General features: G+C 57.3%; 22 protein-coding genes and 3 pseudogenes. 15 read left to right on the top strand and 10 right to left on the bottom strand.

All coding sequences use genetic code 11. The annotated features are described in order from the left end of the window. Nucleotides 1-4 precede the first annotated feature (4 nt). Both BLP23_RS34575 and BLP23_RS16765 read right to left on the bottom strand, forming a co-directional pair. Nucleotides 5-193: pseudogene (locus BLP23_RS34575) on the bottom strand (DinB/UmuC family translesion DNA polymerase); the annotation flags it as partial. A 146-nt stretch (nt 194-339) separates the two neighbouring features. Then, nucleotides 340-951, bottom strand: a complete 612-nt coding sequence (locus BLP23_RS16765; RefSeq protein WP_092585939.1) for a L,D-transpeptidase — start codon at nt 949-951, stop codon at nt 340-342. 233 nt (nt 952-1,184) lie between these two features. Between BLP23_RS16765 and BLP23_RS33720 the strand changes: the two genes are divergently transcribed. Continuing rightward, nucleotides 1,185-1,418, top strand: a complete 234-nt coding sequence (locus tag BLP23_RS33720) for an NUDIX hydrolase (RefSeq protein ID WP_167363893.1) — start codon at nt 1,185-1,187, stop codon at nt 1,416-1,418. 23 nt (nt 1,419-1,441) lie between these two features. Continuing rightward, nucleotides 1,442-1,692, top strand: a pseudogene (locus BLP23_RS35310) (adenylyl-sulfate kinase); the annotation flags it as partial. Between the two features lie 95 nt (nt 1,693-1,787). Here BLP23_RS35310 and BLP23_RS16775 read toward each other — a convergent pair. Beyond that, entirely contained in the window at nt 1,788-2,045 is a 258-nt protein-coding gene (locus BLP23_RS16775) for a YMGG-like glycine zipper-containing protein (RefSeq protein WP_022718096.1), read from the bottom strand. Nucleotides 2,046-2,361: 316 nt separating this feature from the next. Between BLP23_RS16775 and BLP23_RS34065 the strand changes: the two genes are divergently transcribed. After that, entirely contained in the window at nt 2,362-2,835 is a 474-nt protein-coding gene (locus BLP23_RS34065) for a hypothetical protein (RefSeq protein ID WP_208603162.1), read from the top strand. Nucleotides 2,836-2,942: 107 nt separating this feature from the next. Continuing rightward, a complete protein-coding gene (gene greA, locus BLP23_RS16785) occupies nt 2,943-3,425 on the top strand; it encodes a transcription elongation factor GreA (protein ID WP_092585941.1) in 483 nt (160 codons plus the stop codon). A 453-nt stretch (nt 3,426-3,878) separates the two neighbouring features. Here the strand turns inward: greA and BLP23_RS16790 are convergent, their stop codons facing one another. After that, nucleotides 3,879-5,399 carry an FAD-dependent oxidoreductase gene (locus BLP23_RS16790; protein WP_092585942.1) on the bottom strand — a complete coding sequence of 507 codons (1,521 nt, stop codon included), beginning with the start codon at nt 5,397-5,399 and terminating at the stop codon, nt 3,879-3,881. Nucleotides 5,400-5,800: 401 nt separating this feature from the next. Here BLP23_RS16790 and BLP23_RS34585 point away from each other — a divergent pair, with 401 nt between their 5' ends. Further along, nucleotides 5,801-6,298: a hypothetical protein gene (locus tag BLP23_RS34585; RefSeq protein ID WP_233426733.1), complete on the top strand. Its 498-nt coding sequence runs from the start codon at nt 5,801-5,803 to the stop codon at nt 6,296-6,298. A 348-nt stretch (nt 6,299-6,646) separates the two neighbouring features. Here BLP23_RS34585 and BLP23_RS16800 read toward each other — a convergent pair whose 3' ends face one another. Next, nucleotides 6,647-7,120 (bottom strand): VOC family protein, encoded by a 474-nt coding sequence (locus tag BLP23_RS16800; protein WP_092585943.1) that lies wholly within the window; start codon nt 7,118-7,120, stop codon nt 6,647-6,649. A gap of 459 nt (nt 7,121-7,579) precedes the next feature. Further along, nucleotides 7,580-7,936 (bottom strand): hypothetical protein, encoded by a 357-nt coding sequence (locus BLP23_RS16805; protein ID WP_092585945.1) that lies wholly within the window; start codon nt 7,934-7,936, stop codon nt 7,580-7,582. A gap of 1,069 nt (nt 7,937-9,005) precedes the next feature. Between BLP23_RS16805 and BLP23_RS16810 the strand changes: the two genes are divergently transcribed. From BLP23_RS16810 to BLP23_RS16820, 3 genes are all read left to right on the top strand, one after another. Then, nucleotides 9,006-9,308, top strand: a complete 303-nt coding sequence (locus BLP23_RS16810; protein ID WP_092585946.1) for a hypothetical protein — start codon at nt 9,006-9,008, stop codon at nt 9,306-9,308. 162 nt (nt 9,309-9,470) lie between these two features. Then, the gene (locus BLP23_RS16815; protein ID WP_092585948.1) at nt 9,471-9,758 is read left to right on the top strand and encodes a hypothetical protein; all 288 of its coding nucleotides are present in this window, start codon (nt 9,471-9,473) and stop codon (nt 9,756-9,758) included. 225 nt (nt 9,759-9,983) lie between these two features. Next, nucleotides 9,984-10,286, top strand: coding sequence for a hypothetical protein (locus BLP23_RS16820; RefSeq protein WP_092585949.1), 303 nt, complete (start codon nt 9,984-9,986; stop codon nt 10,284-10,286). Nucleotides 10,287-10,697: 411 nt separating this feature from the next. Here the strand turns inward: BLP23_RS16820 and BLP23_RS35315 are convergent, their stop codons facing one another. Continuing rightward, a complete protein-coding gene (locus BLP23_RS35315) occupies nt 10,698-10,880 on the bottom strand; it encodes a DUF2934 domain-containing protein (RefSeq protein WP_092585951.1) in 183 nt (60 codons plus the stop codon). A 64-nt stretch (nt 10,881-10,944) separates the two neighbouring features. Next, nucleotides 10,945-11,091, bottom strand: coding sequence for a hypothetical protein (locus tag BLP23_RS33725; RefSeq protein ID WP_167363912.1), 147 nt, complete (start codon nt 11,089-11,091; stop codon nt 10,945-10,947). Nucleotides 11,092-11,659: 568 nt separating this feature from the next. Between BLP23_RS33725 and BLP23_RS33195 the strand changes: the two genes are divergently transcribed. Next, nucleotides 11,660-11,851 (top strand): hypothetical protein, encoded by a 192-nt coding sequence (locus BLP23_RS33195; protein WP_139187075.1) that lies wholly within the window; start codon nt 11,660-11,662, stop codon nt 11,849-11,851. A 49-nt stretch (nt 11,852-11,900) separates the two neighbouring features. Here BLP23_RS33195 and BLP23_RS16845 read toward each other — a convergent pair whose 3' ends face one another. Beyond that, nucleotides 11,901-12,092 carry a hypothetical protein gene (locus BLP23_RS16845; RefSeq protein WP_092585956.1) on the bottom strand — a complete coding sequence of 64 codons (192 nt, stop codon included), beginning with the start codon at nt 12,090-12,092 and terminating at the stop codon, nt 11,901-11,903. Nucleotides 12,093-12,357: 265 nt separating this feature from the next. Between BLP23_RS16845 and BLP23_RS16850 the strand changes: the two genes are divergently transcribed. The 5 genes and pseudogenes from BLP23_RS16850 to BLP23_RS16870 all read left to right on the top strand — a co-directional run bounded on the left by BLP23_RS16850 (nt 12,358) and on the right by BLP23_RS16870 (nt 16,895). After that, nucleotides 12,358-12,612, top strand: a complete 255-nt coding sequence (locus BLP23_RS16850) for a hypothetical protein (protein ID WP_233426734.1) — start codon at nt 12,358-12,360, stop codon at nt 12,610-12,612. 150 nt (nt 12,613-12,762) lie between these two features. Further along, entirely contained in the window at nt 12,763-14,541 is a 1,779-nt protein-coding gene (locus BLP23_RS16855) for an SLC13 family permease (protein WP_092585958.1), read from the top strand. 501 nt (nt 14,542-15,042) lie between these two features. Further along, complete coding sequence (locus tag BLP23_RS16860; protein WP_092585959.1) at nt 15,043-16,155, top strand: AI-2E family transporter; 1,113 nt, start codon at nt 15,043-15,045, stop codon at nt 16,153-16,155. Between the two features lie 106 nt (nt 16,156-16,261). Then, nucleotides 16,262-16,494: pseudogene (locus BLP23_RS16865) on the top strand (AbrB/MazE/SpoVT family DNA-binding domain-containing protein). After that, nucleotides 16,491-16,895: a type II toxin-antitoxin system VapC family toxin gene (locus BLP23_RS16870; RefSeq protein WP_092585961.1), complete on the top strand. Its 405-nt coding sequence runs from the start codon at nt 16,491-16,493 to the stop codon at nt 16,893-16,895. Before BLP23_RS16865 ends, BLP23_RS16870 begins: the two are co-directional and overlap by 4 nt. Nucleotides 16,896-17,229: 334 nt before the next feature. Here BLP23_RS16870 and BLP23_RS16875 read toward each other — a convergent pair whose 3' ends face one another. Further along, the gene (locus BLP23_RS16875; protein WP_092586132.1) at nt 17,230-18,072 is read right to left on the bottom strand and encodes an SHOCT domain-containing protein; all 843 of its coding nucleotides are present in this window, start codon (nt 18,070-18,072) and stop codon (nt 17,230-17,232) included. 392 nt (nt 18,073-18,464) lie between these two features. Here BLP23_RS16875 and BLP23_RS16880 point away from each other — a divergent pair, with 392 nt between their 5' ends. Then, nucleotides 18,465-18,842 (top strand): hypothetical protein, encoded by a 378-nt coding sequence (locus BLP23_RS16880; RefSeq protein WP_092585962.1) that lies wholly within the window; start codon nt 18,465-18,467, stop codon nt 18,840-18,842. The last annotated feature ends 235 nt before the right edge of the window (nt 18,843-19,077 follow it).

Genomic DNA, 19,077 nt, shown 5'->3' on the forward strand with positions numbered 1-19,077 from the left:
CGTCCTAAGTAGGAGCAGCCAGCGTAACGGCGAGAAGCCGATTGCCCGATGAAATCAAAGTTCGCTCGAGCTCGGCAGTTGATGCAAGCGGAGCAGGCCCTGTCTTGCTGCGGGTAATTTGGGTGAAGTCGGAGTATTTCACTGACGTCATCGTTCTCGTGGCGATTCCGTTTGCCTCACAGTAACCCCAGATGGTTCAATGCCGAGACGGCGCATCTTCTCAGCCCCAACCCGCATGGAACTTCTTGACCGGCAGCCCCTCGACAAACGAGGGACCGTTCTTCGGGGTGCCCGGAACCGTTGTAGGACAATCAGCCGGTGGACGACGATCGGTCTCAGTTACCGTTGAACAATAACTTGCGTTCCCGGCTGTACCATCTCGTAAAGCTCCTCGACGTCCTCACGGTACATCCGAAAGCAGCCGCTCGACGCATTGGTGCCGATGGAGGAGGGATCGTTGGTGCCGTGAATGCGAAGTAGCCCGTCGGCAAGGTAGATCGCGCGGGTTCCAAGCGGATTTGCGGGGCCAGGCTCCACGACGGCTGGAAGCGTTGGGTTCTTCTGGCGCATGCTCGCCGTTGGCCGCCACTCTGGATGCTCTCGCTTCGACACTACCCGCGTTGTTCCGTACCATTGCTTGCCTTCGCGGCCGACTGCGATGGGGTAGGCGAACTGCTCGCCTTGTGACGTCGTGTAGACAAGGGTGTGCTCACGCGTGGCAATGACGATGGTTCCTCTTGCGCTTCGCGCCGATGGCTCCCGACGTTCTTGCCAAGGTTCCCGATAGCGAGGCACTGGCTCGTATTCCAGCGGCGGGGGATAAGGGCTGTACGGGTCGTCATAGCCGTAGCCACCATAGTCGTCGTATCCATCATAAGGCCCATAAAACTGGGCTTGGGCCTGAAAGGCTGTTAGTAAAAGGGCTGCAGCCAAGAAAGCCAGCAATCTCATTTTGTCGCCATCGCTTGTTATACAAAGGTGATTGGGCCGAACTCTGTGGCAGCACTATGACCGCTGAGTTAGACGGCGTGGGCATGCCCATTCATCCAGCCGAAGTCGAGTACTCGGCTGTATCCTCAGGAGTGCGAGAGATGAGGCCCACCGTAGGGACAATGCAGTCGTCTTTCGGGCCAACCGAGTTTGGCTGCGGGAATGATCGAGCTAGGAGAGACGATGCAGCTGCAGTGCGGGAACTCGCTGAGGAGACAGCGGTCACGGCTGTGGCGCAACGGCTTCTCGCAACGATCGAGGCGATGGAAACCGATCACGCGGGGCGGATCAATTATCACATCGTGATCATCCGGTGCACTGAGCAAAAACCGGACGATTGCTGCGCCATAGTCACCGAAAGAGGCGAGGTTGCCGAGGGTCTGAAGTCCCGTGTCGAAAACGCCTTCAGGCTCGGCTTTATCACGTAGGTGGGTGCCATCGGAAGACGACGATTGCACGGGCTCTGGCGCAGCGGCTGCACGCCGTGCATGTGTGGGTGGATACAATCGAACAAGCGATACGGTCTTCTGGAATACCAGATGAATCCGGCCCTGCAGGCTACATCGCTGCTACGGCATTGCCGGAGACAATTAATCCTCTGAAGAACCGTCATCGCGGTGGAGGTTGAGGTCGTGCTCAGATAAAACGGAGCACCGCAGGCGTCTTGAAACGCGTCAATTGACTTGCGACACGCTGCTTCAGTGCGCTGTTGACGCCAATTGGAAGACCGTCCCCTTATTAGAAAGGAGACGGCTATTTTCTTATGAGACCAGGAAGGTTCTCGGCGGATGTTTGCTTTAACGGCAACGGGCCTCATAGCGGCGACCATAGCGATCACGATAGATGCAGTAGCCACGGTGCTCCGTCGAGCGTCCGATCAAAGCGCCGACCAGCCCGCCTGCCACAGCACCAACAGCAGCACCGCCCCAACTATTGGTGACGACGCCACCGATGATGGCGCCGGATCCGGCGCCGATCGCGGTCCCTTGTTCGGTCGCTGTACAGGATGCCAAGGTACCTACCAATGCACTGGCAAGAACGATTTTTTTCATCATTTTGGTTGCTTCCTAAATTCAATTTATCGAACGACAGAAAGCAGATAGCCCGAGCATCCATGGAAGTCCAGAATCCAAGGCCGAGCTAGGAGATGCCGGCGTCCCTGCAAAAAAAGGGGCCTTCCCAGCGGCGGACCGGGAAAGCCCTTAACCTTTCGCGCGGCTTACCGAATCCGTGCGCGTCAGGCCGCCCACAACATGGATCAAGCTTGCGGCAAAGAACATTGGACCGAAGCCTGAAAATGGTTGGACTTTGGTCTTAGTTTGTCATTCAAATTCCATCAGAATGGAGCGCAGTACGCGTTCCGGCGCCCTGTTGGGCGTGGTTGGCCGAGGGGAAATTCCTAATCTCATCGCTGCGTTACGGAGTGGCGCGGGAAAAAAACGGCGAGGGGCATACCCCGAAGACGTACGCGGCATTCTTGAGGTGGTCGGATCTCAGGAGATTACCATCCAGTCGCACGATGAAAAGGTATCGAGCGACGATCTCGACGCAATGACCTGGGAGCTCTTGAAAGTCGGGCCGCTCGGAAAGCCCATTCGGGAGAACCCCGCCCTGCAAGTGGCGGCCGGGCCTTTGTTGCGTGAGGCGCTGGCTGCCTTGGGCGACCTCTCCAGGTGCAGCTTTTGGCTGCCATCGGGATCGAGACAGCGCGAGCCGGAGCAGCGACCCGGCGATGAGCCTCCCGCGATCCAGAAAGCGCCGCTATTCACGGGCCGCGCGATGTCTGTTCCGGGCGGCGCATCGGAATATGATGATCCGGCAAAAATCTTCTCGTCGTCGGACTAGGATAGAGGTATCTTATCTGCTCGCGACCATCGAAAAATCGAAATTAAATCGATCTGCGCATGTGACGGATCGCCGATGTCGTTGGCCAGTCTAAAGGGAGGCTGAGATTGAGCACCGCGTTCACCAAGGAAGAAAGTGCCGAAACGGCTTCGGAAACTCTGCTGCCCGACCGTCCGATTTCACCTCACCCGAACCTGGTTACTGAAGCGGGATTGAAGGCCTTGGATTTGCAGCGCCAAAAAGCTCGTGAAGCCTACGATGCCGCAAGTACAATCGAAGACGTGAATGAACGGCGGCGGCAGGCTGCAATCCCCTTGCGTGACATGCGTTACTTTAGCGAAAGAATTCGCACGGCGCAGGTGGTCCCTGACCCTGCTTCATTTGACATTGTTGCGTTCGGGAGCACGGTAACCTTCCGTCGCGACGACGGGCGCGTGCAGAAATATCGCCTTGTTGGAGAAGATGAAGCTGATCCGAAGGCCGGGTCGATTTCCTTCGCATCCCCTGTAGGAACGTCTCTAATGGGCAAAGCTATTGGCGACATAGTCAATGTAGGTGATCAAGAGCTTGAGATCCTTGCCATCTCCTAGAGAAGTCAACGTCCTCCCAAGGTCCAATGGCAAGGACCGCTACCTTCTGGCTCGAGCGACAGTTTCCTCTAAGAAGCGAGCCTAAGGCCAAGAAGCACCATTCCGATACCCCGACCTTCCTGCCAAGCAATGAGGCCGGGCGACGGGAGAACGCGCCGAAGGCCCTCGCACAAAGACCAAAGAACGGAAAACTTCTGAATTGCCCAAGTCGCAGAACGGCGCTGCGGCAGGAAAGCGTGCGTGAAGTCGGGGGCCGCCTGGGATCGGTGTGATTGTTGATCATACCTTCACGCATGGCTGCGGCGACCAGGGGAGTGGCCGATCCTGGGCAAATGGGTGGGATGGCATACTCCGGAATGCAGGCCCTATTGCACATCAATTTCAAGCATATGCAGACCGACGACGCGCCGTCCCACATCTCAAGGATGAAATCCGTCCGCGCGCCCTAATGACCTATCGGAGATCAGCCAAGGGAGACACAGCCGGTCCGTTCAAAGCGGTGCCATCTACAGCAAATTGCGAACCGTGGCAGGGGCAATCCCAGCAGCGCTCGAGGGAGTTCCAATGCACGTGGCAGCCTATGTGCGTGCAAGACGCCGAACGTTTGTAGAGCGTGCCGTCTTCGTTCCGGAAGGCGGCGATCTTGGTGAGGCCCACGCGGACGATGGCACCTTCTCCCGGTCGCAGCTTATCAAGGGAATCAATTTCTCCAGGCGCGATATACTTGACGAAATTCTTGATCGCTGTCGCGTTCTCCACGAGGTAGTCACCGATCGCCTTTGGTGTCTTGCGGGATGGCTCGTAAAGTTCCCGCCAACGGCTGTTGCCGCCGAGAATGAGATCTCGGATCAGCAGAGCAGCCACCGCTCCATGGGTCATGCCCTCGCCGGAATCGCCAGTGACCACGAACACCCGCTCGTTGCCCGGATTGCGACCTATGAAACCGGCGTAATCGATGGTCTCCATCACCTGCCCGGACCATCGATGGGTCTCGAGGCCAAGATCGGGCACTAGACGTCTGGTCCACGACGTCAAGGCTGCAAACCGCTCGTCGCCGTCGTCGGCCGCACCAGTCTTATGGTCTTCGCCGCCGACGACGAGAAAGTCCGTCTCGCGGTCGCCCGGCTGCAGACGCACGTAGTGGTAAGGGTCTTCAGTATCCCAGTAGAGCCCATCCGGGATAACATCGCGCCCGATCTCGAACGACATCGCATAGGTTCGGTAGGGCGCTTGTTTGGTGTGGAGGGCGACACGGTCATTGATCGGCGAATTGGTCGCCACGACAGCCCATTTTCCAGTGACGACAAAGCCTGCGGCTGTCGCGACGCGGACACCGCCGTCTGTTTCCTCGACCTTTTCGACCACTGTGTCCCGGTAAAGGACGCTCCCGCGGGCGCGGACGCCGACGGCCAGCCCGCGAAGATATTTGAGCGGGTGGAATGTCGCCTGACGGGCATAGCGAAGGGCGGGTGCCGCGGAGAACCCCGCAAACGGCAAGCCGGTGGTTCTTTCGACCGCGACGCCGACTTGCAGGGCGGCATCAAGTTCGCGCTCGAGGTCGGCTTCCTGCGCTCGAGACGATGGAAACAGAAACCCATCGACGCGTCTGAAATCGCACGCGATAGCCTCTGTCTCCTGAATCGCTTCGATGCGATCGATCGCGGCAGATTGGCTCTCGTGGAAGAGCCGCGCCAGTTCACGCCCCCGCAGAGCGATGAATTCGGAAAAATAGTCGTCGCATACCGATGTCAGATGCGCGGTCGTGCGGGCAGTCATGCCGCTTCCGATCTGGCCGCGATCGATGACGGCCACTTTCTTCCCGGCGAGTGCGAGCTCATAGGCCACTGACAAGCCGGCAATTCCAGAGCCGACAACGACGACATCGACCTGGTCATCGTGGGGAAGCGGAACAACGTCAGGCGCGACTTTGATCGGCGCCCATAAAGAGACGGTTCTTTCATCGCTGACATTCATGGCCCGACTTCTCCAAAATCCACATCTGCTAAATAGGAGAACGAACGCAAAAGTTCCCGCCGAACCTTGCCCAGCGGACCTTGGGATCACTCCGGCGGAAGTCGGCCCTGCGGACCCCCATCGCACACGGTCAATCCCGACAATGCGCAATCAATCCAGCCCTCGCGCAGTTCCCCATCCATCCCGAAATGCCACGCCAAGCGAGGAGAAGCTCTGTATATTAGTAAATATTAAAGTATAGTGGAATTTTCCTTTGTCGGAGATCGGACGTCGCGCGTCGAGAGATCGACCGCGGGAAGGGATGTGATATGCCTCGAAGCTTCCTAAACGTGATCCTTTTTTCGGTTCTTCTCCCTTCGACTTTGATCCCAGCCGCTGCTCAAATCAGCGGCAATACCTCGATGCGAGGGAAGGATTTCGACGCGGCCGCGATGGAGCAGGCGAGGCGCTATCTGGAGGAGGGCCGCGAGACGTTTCGCTGCGATACGTTCGGCAGCGAGGACTTTTGGGGAGGTAAGCTAAAGCTTCATGAGGCGATCGCTGGCGAAAAGCTGGGCGGCAAAGGGCCCGGTCTCAGCCCGAAAAAGGCGCTCGAGCTCGGGCTGAAAGTCGACGTAAACGCTATCCCCAAAGACGTAGCCGGAGCGCTGAATAGAGGCGAGGTTGATCTTGCCGATCCGGCCAGCACCCTTGTCCTGCTCAAGGCAAACGCCGGACGTGCCCATCTTGGGTCAAGCCGGCCGCGGCTCGTGGAAGCGGCACCAATGTTTTCAGGCCAAACCACCAGCGAGGAGAACCTGAAGCGGCTCAAGGTGCACGATGGCGTTAAAGGCAGCGTTTTTGCCCGTAACATTGGCAACGCACGCATGATTGCGGTTGCTGACGACAGCACCGCGTGATGCGAGCCGAGGAAAAGGACGTGATTGCCGTGAAGGAGGCGCTCCAAACCACCGCTTGGTGGCCTCCGACCTTGACACTTCCATGGCACCGCTCTTCGAGATAGCCGCTGTTCCGAGGCTCCATTCATGAGGTGACGGCGGGCAACGTGCCTGCGGATGCACGATCGGCAAGCTCGAAGCGGGCATCGACGACCTCTTCGACGGGGCGAGGCCGGAGGCGAACTCGCCTTCGCGCCGAACGGAGCGCTGCGCAATCTCGGCAGTTCCTGCAATATCCGTTTCGAGAGCAGCGATGAAAAGTGGCCGACCTGCGCGTCGATCTGGCGGCCGCAAGACGCGGACGGAGCGTCAACCACGCCGCGCCGCTTCGATAGCGGCGACGTCGATTTTTCTCATCGTCATCATGGCCTCAAACGCGCGCTTTGCTTCGTCACCGCCAGCCGCCAGCGCGTCAGTCAGTACGCGGGGGGTGATTTGCCAGGAAATCCCCCACTTGTCTTTGCACCAGCCGCACGCGCTCTCCTCGCCGCCATTTTCGACGATAGCATTCCAGTAGCGGTCGGTCTCCTCTTGGTCGTCTGTGGCGATCTGGAACGAAAAGGCTTCGTTGTGTTTGAATACCGGTCCCCCGTTCAGGCCGAGACAAGGAATGCCCGCAACTGTAAATTCGACCGTCAACACATCGCCCTCTTTGCCCGCCGGAAAGTCGCCGGGTGCGCGGCGCACGGCACTCACCATGCTGTCGGGAAAGATCTCGGAGTAAAAACGAGCGGCAGCCTCGGCGTCCTTGTCAAACCAGAGGCAAATCGTATTCTTGGCCATGGCGTGTTCCTTTCGCTTTGAAGCAATCCGGCCTTACCTCATCCGCTTCGCTCGGAAATAGGGAACCAACCGTTTTTCGCCACCCCGGAAGTGTTCGATCGTAAAGGGCGCTAACCTTGACGTGGTTGCCGCTTGGACCAAACTGCGCAACGCGCCAATTGCGGTCGTTGAGAGCTGGAAACAAGAGTGCTGCTTTGCATGGGACTGCGCGGTGTATCTGTCCCTTCTAACTGGAAGTATCCCGAAGGGCTATCAAGTCGTGCTTGCTTCGATCGTCAAGGATTTTCACAAGGCGGAGTAGCCTTTCCTCCTCCCGATCCCGAGCGCTTTCGCAGGAGCGAGCTTAAGCCTCAAATGATGATCGGCCAACAGTGTCGCGATCGTCGATTGGCGTCGTCGTCGTGAAAGGCGAGAGCGGCCCCGACTTCATAGTCAGTGTTTCCCTTGTGACAGGCCGCATCAGGGAACTAGCCCTTCCGCCTTGGCGCTGCGAAGAACCGTTTCGACCGCGTTGTCCGGATCGCCGTCAGAGGTAAACCACACAGGTTTTCCCGAAACATCTTCCGAGTTACGCATGGTTCTGAAGACGCCGCAGGAAAGCCCGCTTTCGCAATCTATGGCAACCTCGAACTGACCCATCGGCGAACCGAGGGCCATATCGTAGGCGCCTGCCACGAAGAGGCGTTTGCGATCCAATCCAGAGCCGGTTTTCAGTGCGTTGAGCAATCGTGGATGCGCTTCAGCAATGGCGACTTCGCAAGGCGGCGTCCAATAGGTGCCTTGTTCCAATTCTCTCTTGATCGGCTGCCGGGGCATGATCGTTCTCCCCTTACTCAATTTGTTGCAACGGGCGGATGCTCCGCCGTTTGTTCCTATTATGTTCTCACTGTGATAAGAGTCAACAAATCTTTGGATGTGCGCCGAACGGATCGAGATACCGGGACGACTGATCGACCTTAAGGACAAGATGTGGCTGGTCGGCACTTCTGGAGTTTCACCGTTGCCGGTGCTTGAACACGGCATGTTCTCCCGGTCCGAGCCAATTTGAGTTCAGCTCGAAGTAAAATTCGTGACCGGACTCGAGATGTCGACGTCTGGTTCGGCCCCCGGGCCCAGGGCCCGCCGTCCGTGGGAATGCGCGGTTCAGGGGAGTATTCAGGGATAGACTGCCGTCGCCGACTCGGGCAGGCGCTAACAGCCAGCGGGCATGTTCGCGGCTGGAGCAAAAGAGGAAGTGAATGGAACCCGGCGTCACTTGTGGTGCTGCGCCGGAGGCTACTGGTGAAGTATAAGCTTGCGCGGGCTTCCTTGCGAAAACAGAAAAAAACGCGTATTCCGGGGCCTTTGTGAAGCCGCGACTTCTTCTTAAAGTTCGGGCGATTGCTTCTGCGGTAGATCTCATCAGCCGCTGAATTATCCTGATCTGCCTTCGCATGCCGGCATCCAAGCCGTGATCGACTGTCACTCTAAAGCATGGGTATCCCTACGATAAGGATTACGACCAGTCCTGCCATTACGAGCGATGTCTCGATCAGAAATATCGCCACTTGCCGTCCGGTCATGTCTGGAAAAATAGCTTTCATTGAAGCGACTCCTTGCAATAATATTCCAATGTACGCATCATATCACAGGATCTTGTAGAAAGTTTTTATTTTTATTGCAACGAAATGCCTTGCTTAAAACCTAATCAAAGCGCACTGTATTTCTGTCGGCAGCATTTGAAGCGGGCGCTGCCGCAAAAGGGTTAAAATCCTTCGCCCCAATCAAAGGAGGACGTGATGTCTTCCATGTTCCATCATCATTATTCCTTTGAAAACGTCGCAATCAGAATCCTGGTCGCGCTCAGCTTCGCTTTCATCTTGTTTCTGATTTCGGGGGGCTGGCTGTGGTAACTGTTCTTTACGTCGGTGAAACTGCAGCTATCGAGGGCTCGACGCTGCAGCGAATTCTGAAGCGAGCCAATTATGCGACATCGGACATGCAAGCCGACGAGGGTCCGGAGCGTCACGAGGAAGTCGTAATCATCCGCCGCATTGAGGCCGGCACGATACCCTCGCAGAGTTACCCGCCCTCCCTTCGGCGCAGGCAAAGCTCAGACCTGGATGCACTGGCGTCGTGGGAGAACGAAGGCGGCGCAACGAGCGCGCGTTCGGCGGCAGCCTCGAAAGCAGCCGAGAACCGAAGGTGACTGCGGTGACCTAGCGCGGCGACCACAAAGGCTGTCCGACCGGACCAGATCGCGCCGCTTGGGCTGTAAACGCATGAAGAGAAAGCTGACCGGGACGGAAAGATTTCCTGGCTACGCGGCAAACGTCTGTCGCCTCAGCATCAAACCAGACGGGAGTCTGCCATGAACAGAACAACTGAAACCGAGATCAGGTTCGATCATTCGTTCCTCATCGAATCTCTCGTTATGCCACTGGCAGCCGGGACATACCGGCTGACGGTGGACGAAGAACGGATCGAGGAACTATCCTTTGCGGCTTACAGGACATTAGCCGCTCATCTGGAAATTCCGTCAATTGAAACGCCTTCGCTCAAGAGGCAGCATTTGCAAGTCACGCGAGCGGAAATCGATGCGGCGGTGCTGAAGGACCAGCAAGCCGCACGACCAGCGACGACCGAAGATCGCGTCTAAGCAGGGAACGCAGCTCTATCGTGGCTTGCCACGGAACGGCCCCGAGGAGGCTTGCTGTCGTCCGTCGAGGGAGACCGATGCTCCCGTCGTCTATGAGCATCCGCGAAAGATATTGTTTGCTTTGTCTACTCCGAGGGCGCATGGTCTAGCCTCCAGCAGTAATCATTACGGGCGCTGCTGTTTGAGGGTCGCCAAACCCTTTGCCCCGACCGAAAGGAGGATGTCATGTCTTCCGAAACATCCATTAAATATATGACGAGCGACGACCTCAACTTACTTCAGGGGGTGCTGAAGGATGCTGGCTATACGGACGATGTTCTCTTTGAACAGCCTCGACCCTTCCCCATCGCAGCCCGGCTTCTGATCGGCCTCTTTCAAGAGGGCACGACCAGCCCAGCCGAACTGACTATCCAGCTCGAACGACATTTCGGCAGGCCTAAGAAAGAGGCCGTTACGCTCGGAGCCCCACGTTTCCATCGCTTTGCGATCCAAGGGCTTCCGGCGCAGCCATCTGGCGCGCTCCATTAAAGCCACGTCCAAAGGCAATGAGCGACAGAACCTTTTTGCCGCGCAACCTTCTGGGGCAGGAGGCGATTCAAGAATCCCGACTATGCAATGATCGAATGGCGCAGCCGGTTACGCGCTCTTTTGCACGAACGAGGCCGCCATCATCGCTGGCAGGATCCAGAATGGTGGTTGCCTGGGTGAATATAATATCGCGATCGTAGACGCGAATTTTGATCCGCTGCAAGTACTCGAGCATCCGATTTTAAAGATCTTGATCTTGCCGATCGGGGAAGGGCAGGGGAGGTAGTGCGCGTTTACAATGTAGCGCGTAGGCCGTCGGCTGGCTCGTTCAAGGGCAGCCGACGGCCGAACCTCATATTAGCTTCGCAATCGCCTATTGGCGAGACGCCTCGCGACGACGCGAAAGCGCAGTTAACTGGCCGCGCTTTCTTGCGGCGTCCGCCATGGGCCTTTGTCCACTTGGGGAGGGGATTGCCCTTCCATCTCCTTTATGGCGAGCTCCCAGTTTTCGCGGTCTTTTCCTTCAGGGCAGCCTTCCCTTTCCCATATAGCGTAAGCGCGGGCTTGTAGTTGTTCTTCCTTGGATCTCTGCATAGCGCTATCCTTTTCTGGTCGCCTCTGTCACGCATCGACGAAGTTTGAGACACCATTTAATAACTTACGTCCTGAGCAGCAAATGCCCCAGAACGGCCACCGAGATGAACATCGCGACGAGAACCGCAAAGTATGTCGCTATCGAGGGGAAGTTAGTTTTCCGGCGAACCGTGTTTTCACGATAAGCACGGAGTGCTTCGGTGGATGGCATGTTAGCCTCCTTGAGCGTGGCTACGATGAGGAACATCGAATGCCGCGCGTCTGGTCAAAAGACCATAAAAACATGACGCGCCTTTAATGGGCGATAGCGCGCGGAAGAACTTTCCCGCCTAAGTGGCGAGCTCGGGGAAATGGTGGACCGCGCAGGACAAGGGCTTGCGCTGGAACAGGGTGGAACCATTCCGCCTCCTCAATCCACCCGGTAAACAAGGCGCATAGGTTATTGTTCCCTCGAAGGACAAATGATTTCGTTGCGTTCCCTGTGGAAGAGCATAGGGTGCGTATTGTCGGCAGCCGTTGAAAAGGGCACTGCCGCTTGAGAGCGCTACGCTCCCGCCCCAAGCATTGGGGAGAAGGTCATGTCCTTTCCTGACCGTTTCGATCACAACAACAGGCATTCATCTTACGACCTCGAAAGCCTGAGAATTGCATTCGACGACTGGAATGAAAAATCAATGTCGGAGCTGCTCGAGGATAAGGTCACGGCCAGGCCGGATCTCCGCATGGAATGTCCCCGGTCGCGAGCTGTTCTAAAATACGGCACATCGGGAGTGCGCCCGATGAAAGACGCCGCCGGACGGCCGCCCACGATAGTGGAGGAAACGCACCGCGTTTCGGCGATCATCATTCGAGCCGAGCTGAAGGCAAGAATGGCCAAGACCGCCCATCTGAAAGCCCTGCGATTGGACAATGAAGAGCAGGTCAGGCTGCGTGTGGCGACGGTTAAAGCACGAAAACATTCACCGACTTGACTTTTTCGCCAAACCGCATCGTTGGCGATAGGTCCTTCTCACTCTCTTGCTAAATCCCAGCGTTCTGCCGCTCCTTCAATTGGGCGTCGATTTCTCCTCGCATGTCGCCCCTAGGGTTCTGGATCGAATATTCTTCAGGCAGTACTTGGTCGCGTAGCATATCTGCCACCTGCTTAAATCCCGCGCTACAGTTTTCAAACAGCGCTTGTTTGTCCGCCAGCCAGTCATTGATGTTTTTCATTCATCTTTCGTCGATGGGACGCCAAATTGACGCAGAGTGGGGATATGCCGCCCATGAAAGGTTGCGGCAGATCAAGACAAACGAGAACGTTCCGAGTGGCGCGACGATTGCTCAGATAAACTACCTCACGGACATTCACCATGACGGGGCGAGGGTGTGGAGGCCCTTGCAGCGCCCGTGCTATGGCTGCCGAAGAGGCGACATTGCGCCGAGGAAGCGGAAACGCAAATGAATTTATGCAGCTGTTCGCGTTTTACGAAGTTTCGTGGAATTCATTTCCCCGAGCCGCGGGCAGGTTTTGATCTGCGCTTATCTTTGCTTTCATCAGGTCGCACGCAAAGATGTGAAATCGGAGCGTTTGCAAAAAGCTGACGAGCTGTTCGCGAGCCAAAGACGTAGGCTCGCCCCTGAGAACGCCCCCGACTATTTCGGCCTCCTGGACCGCGATCTGGATTCGATCATCGGTGACCCGCTGCTTTGCGACTTCAAGTGCGGAGCGCTTTTTCATTGCTCATCATAGCACGGTTTTCGGCCGTGCTGTCTGGAAAGCGCTCTAACTGACGCTCGGGGTAGCGCCTTTACGTCGAAGCTTGTCAGTTTTCCTGCCATTAGCTCCTCCAGGCGAGTAATATGGGCTTGGTATTTGGAGGGGTCGGTCTGGACGACATCCATGACACAAGATCAGGCTTACGCCTTCGCCATTCTGATCGGACTAATGGTCGCTTTCATATGGGGACGGTTTCGCTACGACCTCATCGCAGTTCTCGCACTTCTTACGGCGGTTTTTACCGGCATTGTGCCGCACAAGGCAGCATTCTCCGGATTCGGTGACGATATTGTCATCATCGTAGCGAGCGCGCTGGTCGTAAGCGCCGCAATCGAACGCAGTGGTGTCATAGAGGCGTTCGTTCATCGCGTCGCGCCCAAGGTGACCTCCTTGCAGGGCCAGGTCGTTATTCTCGTGGGAGCTGTCACGGTCCTGTCCATCTTCATCAAGAACATCGGCGCGTTGTCGATGATGATCCCGGTCGCATTTCAGATGGCGCGCCGGTCGAAAGCGCCCGCTTCATCTTTTCTCATGCCGATGGCATTCGGCTCGTTGCTTGGCGGGCTCATCACCCTCGTCGGCACGTCGCCAAATATTGTCGTGTCGCAGATGCGCGAGGAACTCACGGGTCGCCCTTTCAACATGTTTGATTTCACTCCTGTCGGCATTGGTATTGCCGCAGCGGGAGTGGCTTTTCTGGCCCTTGGCTATCGGCTGCTCCCGCGAGACAGGGAGGCAACCCCGACAATGGAGAAAGCGCTGAACATCAAGGACTACATGACAGAGGCTCGCGTCACTGCGACTTCGCCCGTTAACGGCAAGTCGATCAGACACCTGTCGGCCTTGCTGGACGAGGAGGTCCTTGTCACCGGGCTTGTCCGTAATAAGGTCGAGCGCATGATATCACTGCCGGACCCCATCCTTTGTCAGGGCGATATCGTTCTTTTGGAGGGAGACCCTCAGGCGCTGGAGCGAGGCATCAGGCGTGCGCGTCTGGAACTGGAGGGACACAACCGCTCCACGGAAGCAAAAGGAGTCGACGAGGAGATTGCCGGAATTGAAGTCGTGATCGGCCCAAAATCGGTTTTGATCGGTCAAACCGCCAAGCGTCTGGCGCTGCATGAGCGCTTCAACATCAATCTGCTCGCAGTGAGCCGGAGCAGCAAGCGCTTCACCGAACGTTTGCGCGATATCGCGCTAAGTCCAGGCGACGTTCTCGTTTTGAAGGGCGATCTTGTGCTTCTCCCGACCAAATTGATGGAACTCGGTCTTCTTCCCTTGGCGGGACGTGAGATCCGCCTGGGGAATCCGCGAAGGGGTTTGGTTCCGGTGGTGGTCCTGGCTGGTGCCATGGTGCTAACGGCATTTGGCCTGCTGCCCGTTGCCACAGCTTTCTTTACGGCTGCTGTCCTGACGGTACTGCTCGGCTCGCTTTCACTTCGGGAAGCTTATGAGGCCATCGATTGGCCCATCCTGATAATGCTCGGGGGCCTCATTCCCGTGAGCGAGTCAATCCGTACCAGCGGTGGTGCCGACCTTATCGCCGGCGGCCTCGCTCAGCTTGCTAGCGCCTTGCCCCTTTACGGCGCCCTCGCAATGATCATGGTGGTCGCAATGGCCGCAACTCCGTTTTTGAACAATGCAGCCACGGTTCTCGTAGTCGCCCCGATCGCTGTTACCCTTGCGCAACGCCTTGGCTACAGTCCGGACGCCTTTCTGATGGCCGTAGCGGTGGGTGCGGCCTGCGATTTTCTCACGCCTGTCGGACACCAATGCAACACGTTGGTGCTCGGCCCCGGCGGTTATCGCTTTGGCGACTATTGGAAACTGGGACTGCCGCTCTCATCCATTGTGGTCTTGCTGGGCGTGCCTCTGATCCTGTTGTTTTGGCCGCCTGTTTAGCGGGCAACATCGTTCAAATTCCGATCCAAATGCACCGTGCCGCCGTGCCCGGTAACCGTGGCGATAACACCTCCGAATCGACCACTAAACCCGCCCAACGGGAATATGATAAGAATAATTAGAAGTATCATTCCCAATGTGATGATTTTCTCCACTTGAATCTAGTTCTAATTCGTCTCGACGAAATACTGCCTTCACCAAAATTGAACTCGGCCGCTGTCTTATCTCGCCGCTTTCGCAAGATTTATCAGCGAGATTGCCGAATGAGCATTAATGCACCATGTAATAATATACACTATACTATTACATGGTGTAGTTTCTGCAATCGGCTGACGCCGGCTGCCCGTTGCCGCCGCTGCGAAGCAGCGGTCTGCTGTGCGATAGCGACGCGATCTGCTCCACTTGATGTTCGTGCGTGACTATCAGCAAGGTCGTTGCGAATTTCGATGAGCGCCATGCACGCCGATGGAGTAGAATCGCAAGGAAACCGGAGGAGTGGTCATGATTCCTCTAAGCAGACTGGTCGAGCAGCTTCTTGGTATCGGCGCGCTTGTGCTGCTGGCGATTGGTTGCGCTCTCGTCCTTTGGCCCTTCCTATCGGCAATAATGTGGGCTGCGGTGATATGTTTTTCGACCTGGCCTATCTACCGCCGATGTGAACGTGCGGTTGGAGGCAATCGGGCGGTTGCCGCCGCGGCTATGACGGTGCTGGTGGTTTTTGTTGTGGCCGCACCGCTAGCGTTCCTCGTGACGGCGCTCGCCGACGACATAAAGAACCTGGCGGCGGGAATAACGCGCGTCCTCGAGCAGGGTCCCTCCGCGCCCCCAATCTGGGTGAAAGGCCTTCCGATTGTCGGCGAGAGTGTGGCCGCTTACTGGGAAAACTTTGCGCATGACGCTCCTGCCTTTATCCTCGAGCTCAAGAAGCTGACGGGGCCTGTCACCGATATTGCTCTTGCTGGCGGCGCAGCTTTCGGCATCGGCCTAATCGAACTTGCGCTCAGCATATTCATCACTTTTTTCCTGTTCCTGCACGGCCGGCGCATGATCAGTTTCATGCGTCAAATCGGTGAGCGTGTTGCCGGCACTCGCGCTAGAAAGTTGATCACGGTCATCGGCATGACCGTGAATGGTGTCGTTTACGGAATGATCGGAACGGCCCTCGCCCAAGGTCTTTTGGCCGGCATCGGCTTCTGGATCGCCGGTTTGTCGCAATCGTTATTGCTCGGCGGCCTGACGTTTTTGCTTTCGTTCGTGCCCGCAGGGCCACCGTTCGTGTGGGGGCCGGTGGCGCTTTGGCTTCTCATGCAGGGATCGGTTTGGTGGGGGATCTTCATCGCTGCATGGGGCCTGCTTCTCGTCAGCAGTATTGACAACTTCCTGCGACCATATCTGCTCAGCCAGAACATCAATCTGCCCGTGCTGCTCGGTCTATTCGGGCTCGTCGGCGGCGTTCTGGCTTTTGGATTCATCGGGCTTTTTCTCGGACCAACCCTACTGGCGGTGGCCTATAACCTCTTTCGCGAGTGGGTCGCAGCGGAACTCGAAGAGCGTATGCAATCGGAACCGTCTTCCCTTGCGGCCGACAACTTGGAAGCCGATACCAGGGATTGAGTTGACGGATTTTCGCTCATGGCGGCGCGACACCTGTGAAAGCACATCATCTTGGAGGCCGCCAAAAGTAATAGCTTCTGAACATCAGGTATTACTGAGGGTGCAAATGGCGACGACAGTGACAGCAAAGGGGCAGGTCACCATTCCAAAGCCCGTCCGCGATCTGTTGGGAATCGTTCCCGGAAGCAAGGTTGATTTCCGCCGTGCCGCCGATGGCAGCATTGTCGTGGTGCGGGCGGACAAGAAGCAGCCTGTGAGCCGGTTTGCGAAGTTGCGAGGTCATGCGGGAAAGGGCTCAGCACCGATGCCATCATGGCACTGACACGTGGCGAAACTTGAACCTCGTCGACACCAATATCCTCCTGGACGTTGTCACCGATGATCCGGCGTGGGCGGATTGGTCGATTGCGCAGCTTGAAACGGCGAGCCTCGATGGGCCCTTGCTGATTAACGATACCGTGTACGCCGAGCTCGCGGTGCGATACGATCATATCGAAGAACTCGAGGCCTTCCTCGACGAGGCTGGGCTTGAAATGACTGCAATGCCGCGAGCCGCCCTTTTCCTTGCCGGCAAGATACTTACGCAGTATCGCCGCGCCGGAGGATCAAAGAATGGCGTATTGCCCGACATTTTCATAGGTGCCCATGCAGCGGTTAGGCAGCTTCCGTTGCTCACCCGCGACCTTGGCCGCTACCGCACATATTTTCCCTCGGTGACGCTGATTACGCCGCACGTGTAGCCGGAAATATTTTGCAGTGGATGTGCTGCCGCGCCGGTGTCCGCGTCGCTGATGTGGTTGCAGAACTCCGGGTTTAGATCTGCGTGCAAAGTTTGGCATCCAGACTACGAATTGAAGGCCCCGAAACGCGGAAAAGCATTTGAAGTTAGTTCACTGGTAAGGGTCGGCAGTGAGTGCTTTCATCAATATGTCCAGCGACACTCCCAAAGCCACCACAATCCGATCGATGGGCAGATCCGCGATGAACGTTGCGGACGGCCCGCACGGTGAGTATCCGGGCTCGATGGAAAGCCATCAACTGATCTGCATCTGGCAAGCCCCTGTTCGTCGGATGCTATAGTCGGCTGAGCAACTCCGATTTCTTCGCCTCGAATTCCTGATCTGTGAGGATACCTTTTGCATGAAGGGCCGCGAGGCGCTCGATCTTGTCGAAGATGTCGTCCTCGGACCGACGCGCCTCCGGCGCTGGACGCGCCGCTTGTTGTGGCTCGGTGGATTCCGGCGCGGAGGATGCGAATATCGATGGCGCAACCGTGGCGGCAGACGGTTCGGTAGCCGACGTGCCCGCCGGGTCCTTGCCGTCCTGACGGACCACATCCAGTTCCGAAATTTTCACGAGCCCATGCTGGGACGTAAAGGCCAGCGACTGGTCGCTGCTTTGCTGTTGCGAGAAACCGCCAATGCGATGGTCCTTCGTGTCGTAGACCGTAACCTGGCCGCCGACATCGATCGCCAGCCGCCGGGTTGTCGGGAAAAAGGCATAGCGCAGGTCATTCTGCGCCCCGGTCGAGGCAGGATGCCCGAGCTCCTCGGGCCACCAGTTCCCGGCCGACAACGCCCCGGGCACGAACAAACTGACGCCGCCCTGACCTTGGTATTGGGACTGGTGCGCCCTCTGCGGGTCCAGCAAATCTGAGCTGCGCACCAGCGCCGCAAGCTCGGAACAAATTTCGGCCACGTTCGCCTTGAGCGCATGGTTGAACATGTCGCCGACCATGATCATGCCGCCCTGTGACCATTGCCCCATGCCACCGAGATCAGGATGGTTGAACTGAGCCTGTGTCGCCTGCCCGGCGATAATCGCCATCAGAAGGTGCTCGACCGCGCCAAAACTGACCCCGTAGCGCTGTGCAATCCCCTGCAGGGTCCGTCGACCCTCGTCACTGAGTTGTCTCATCGTGATCGCCCTTGCCTGATGAAGAAAGCGTGCACGCCGCAAGGCCGAGCCCCGCAACGAAGTCAAGAAGCTCTCCACGACATCAGAACAATATGGAACTTGGTGGCAAATGTCACAAGATATCGCGTCGGTTCTACCATCACATCGTCGGCGTAGGCTCATGCGCCGAGATCGACGCGCTCGAGAACTGCTACCATAATCTTGACCTCAGATGCCGAAGCGCCAAGAGAGCGGGCAAAGTCACGCCATCTTCGTACTATCTCCCGACCACGCCGCGATTACTGCGGTCGAGATGAAAAACTTTGCGACCGGTCGCAACAAATCGATAGATGCGGTCGCATCGTCAAAACATATCTAGGTCGACAGTCCCGGCACTATTCGGCTAAATAGACTTGGCGCACCGGCGGCTATACAATCTTTGGCGCGAATACATCAACGGCGCCGTTCTCGACCTGGCCAGGTCGAGAACGGCAATCAAGGAGATCGTGCGCCAGGCCGGGTACGGTCGCGGCTTGGTCCGACGCGTGCTGAGTGGTCAACGCTCGGATGTCTTCCGCGTCCGCAAGAACTCGCTCGAACTCCATCTGCCTTGGCTCGACGCTCAATGGGCGGCCGGACATCGGGGACAGAGCAGTGGCGGCAGCTCAAGACCCAAGGGCGGCTGCCTTCGTGTCGTCACCGAATGGGCAACACGCCGTCGAAAAGCGGAGAAGGTCGATGACGTGACCTTGAACCGAGCGACTTCGGCCAAACCATCGCGCGTCTTATGACTATTGCTCGCGACGACCTCTCCAAATCTGAGACCGTGACGGTTGCGATTGAGGGCAGGCGTACCGCAGCTCTTTGAGTCACGGGAAGCCATCGCCGCCTTCCAGGCGATGACCCGCAAGAAATCCCTTGCCGATCTCGATCCATGATTGGAAAGAGACCGAACAGTCTGGTAGCCTCCTTCGCCAACGGCGTCGTCAAAGACCGTGTAGCCGTCAGCGCCGCGGTCACTTCGCC

It is taken from the genome of Rhizobium mongolense subsp. loessense (genome assembly GCF_900099775.1).
Taxonomy (GTDB): Bacteria; Pseudomonadota; Alphaproteobacteria; order Rhizobiales; family Rhizobiaceae; genus Rhizobium; species Rhizobium loessense.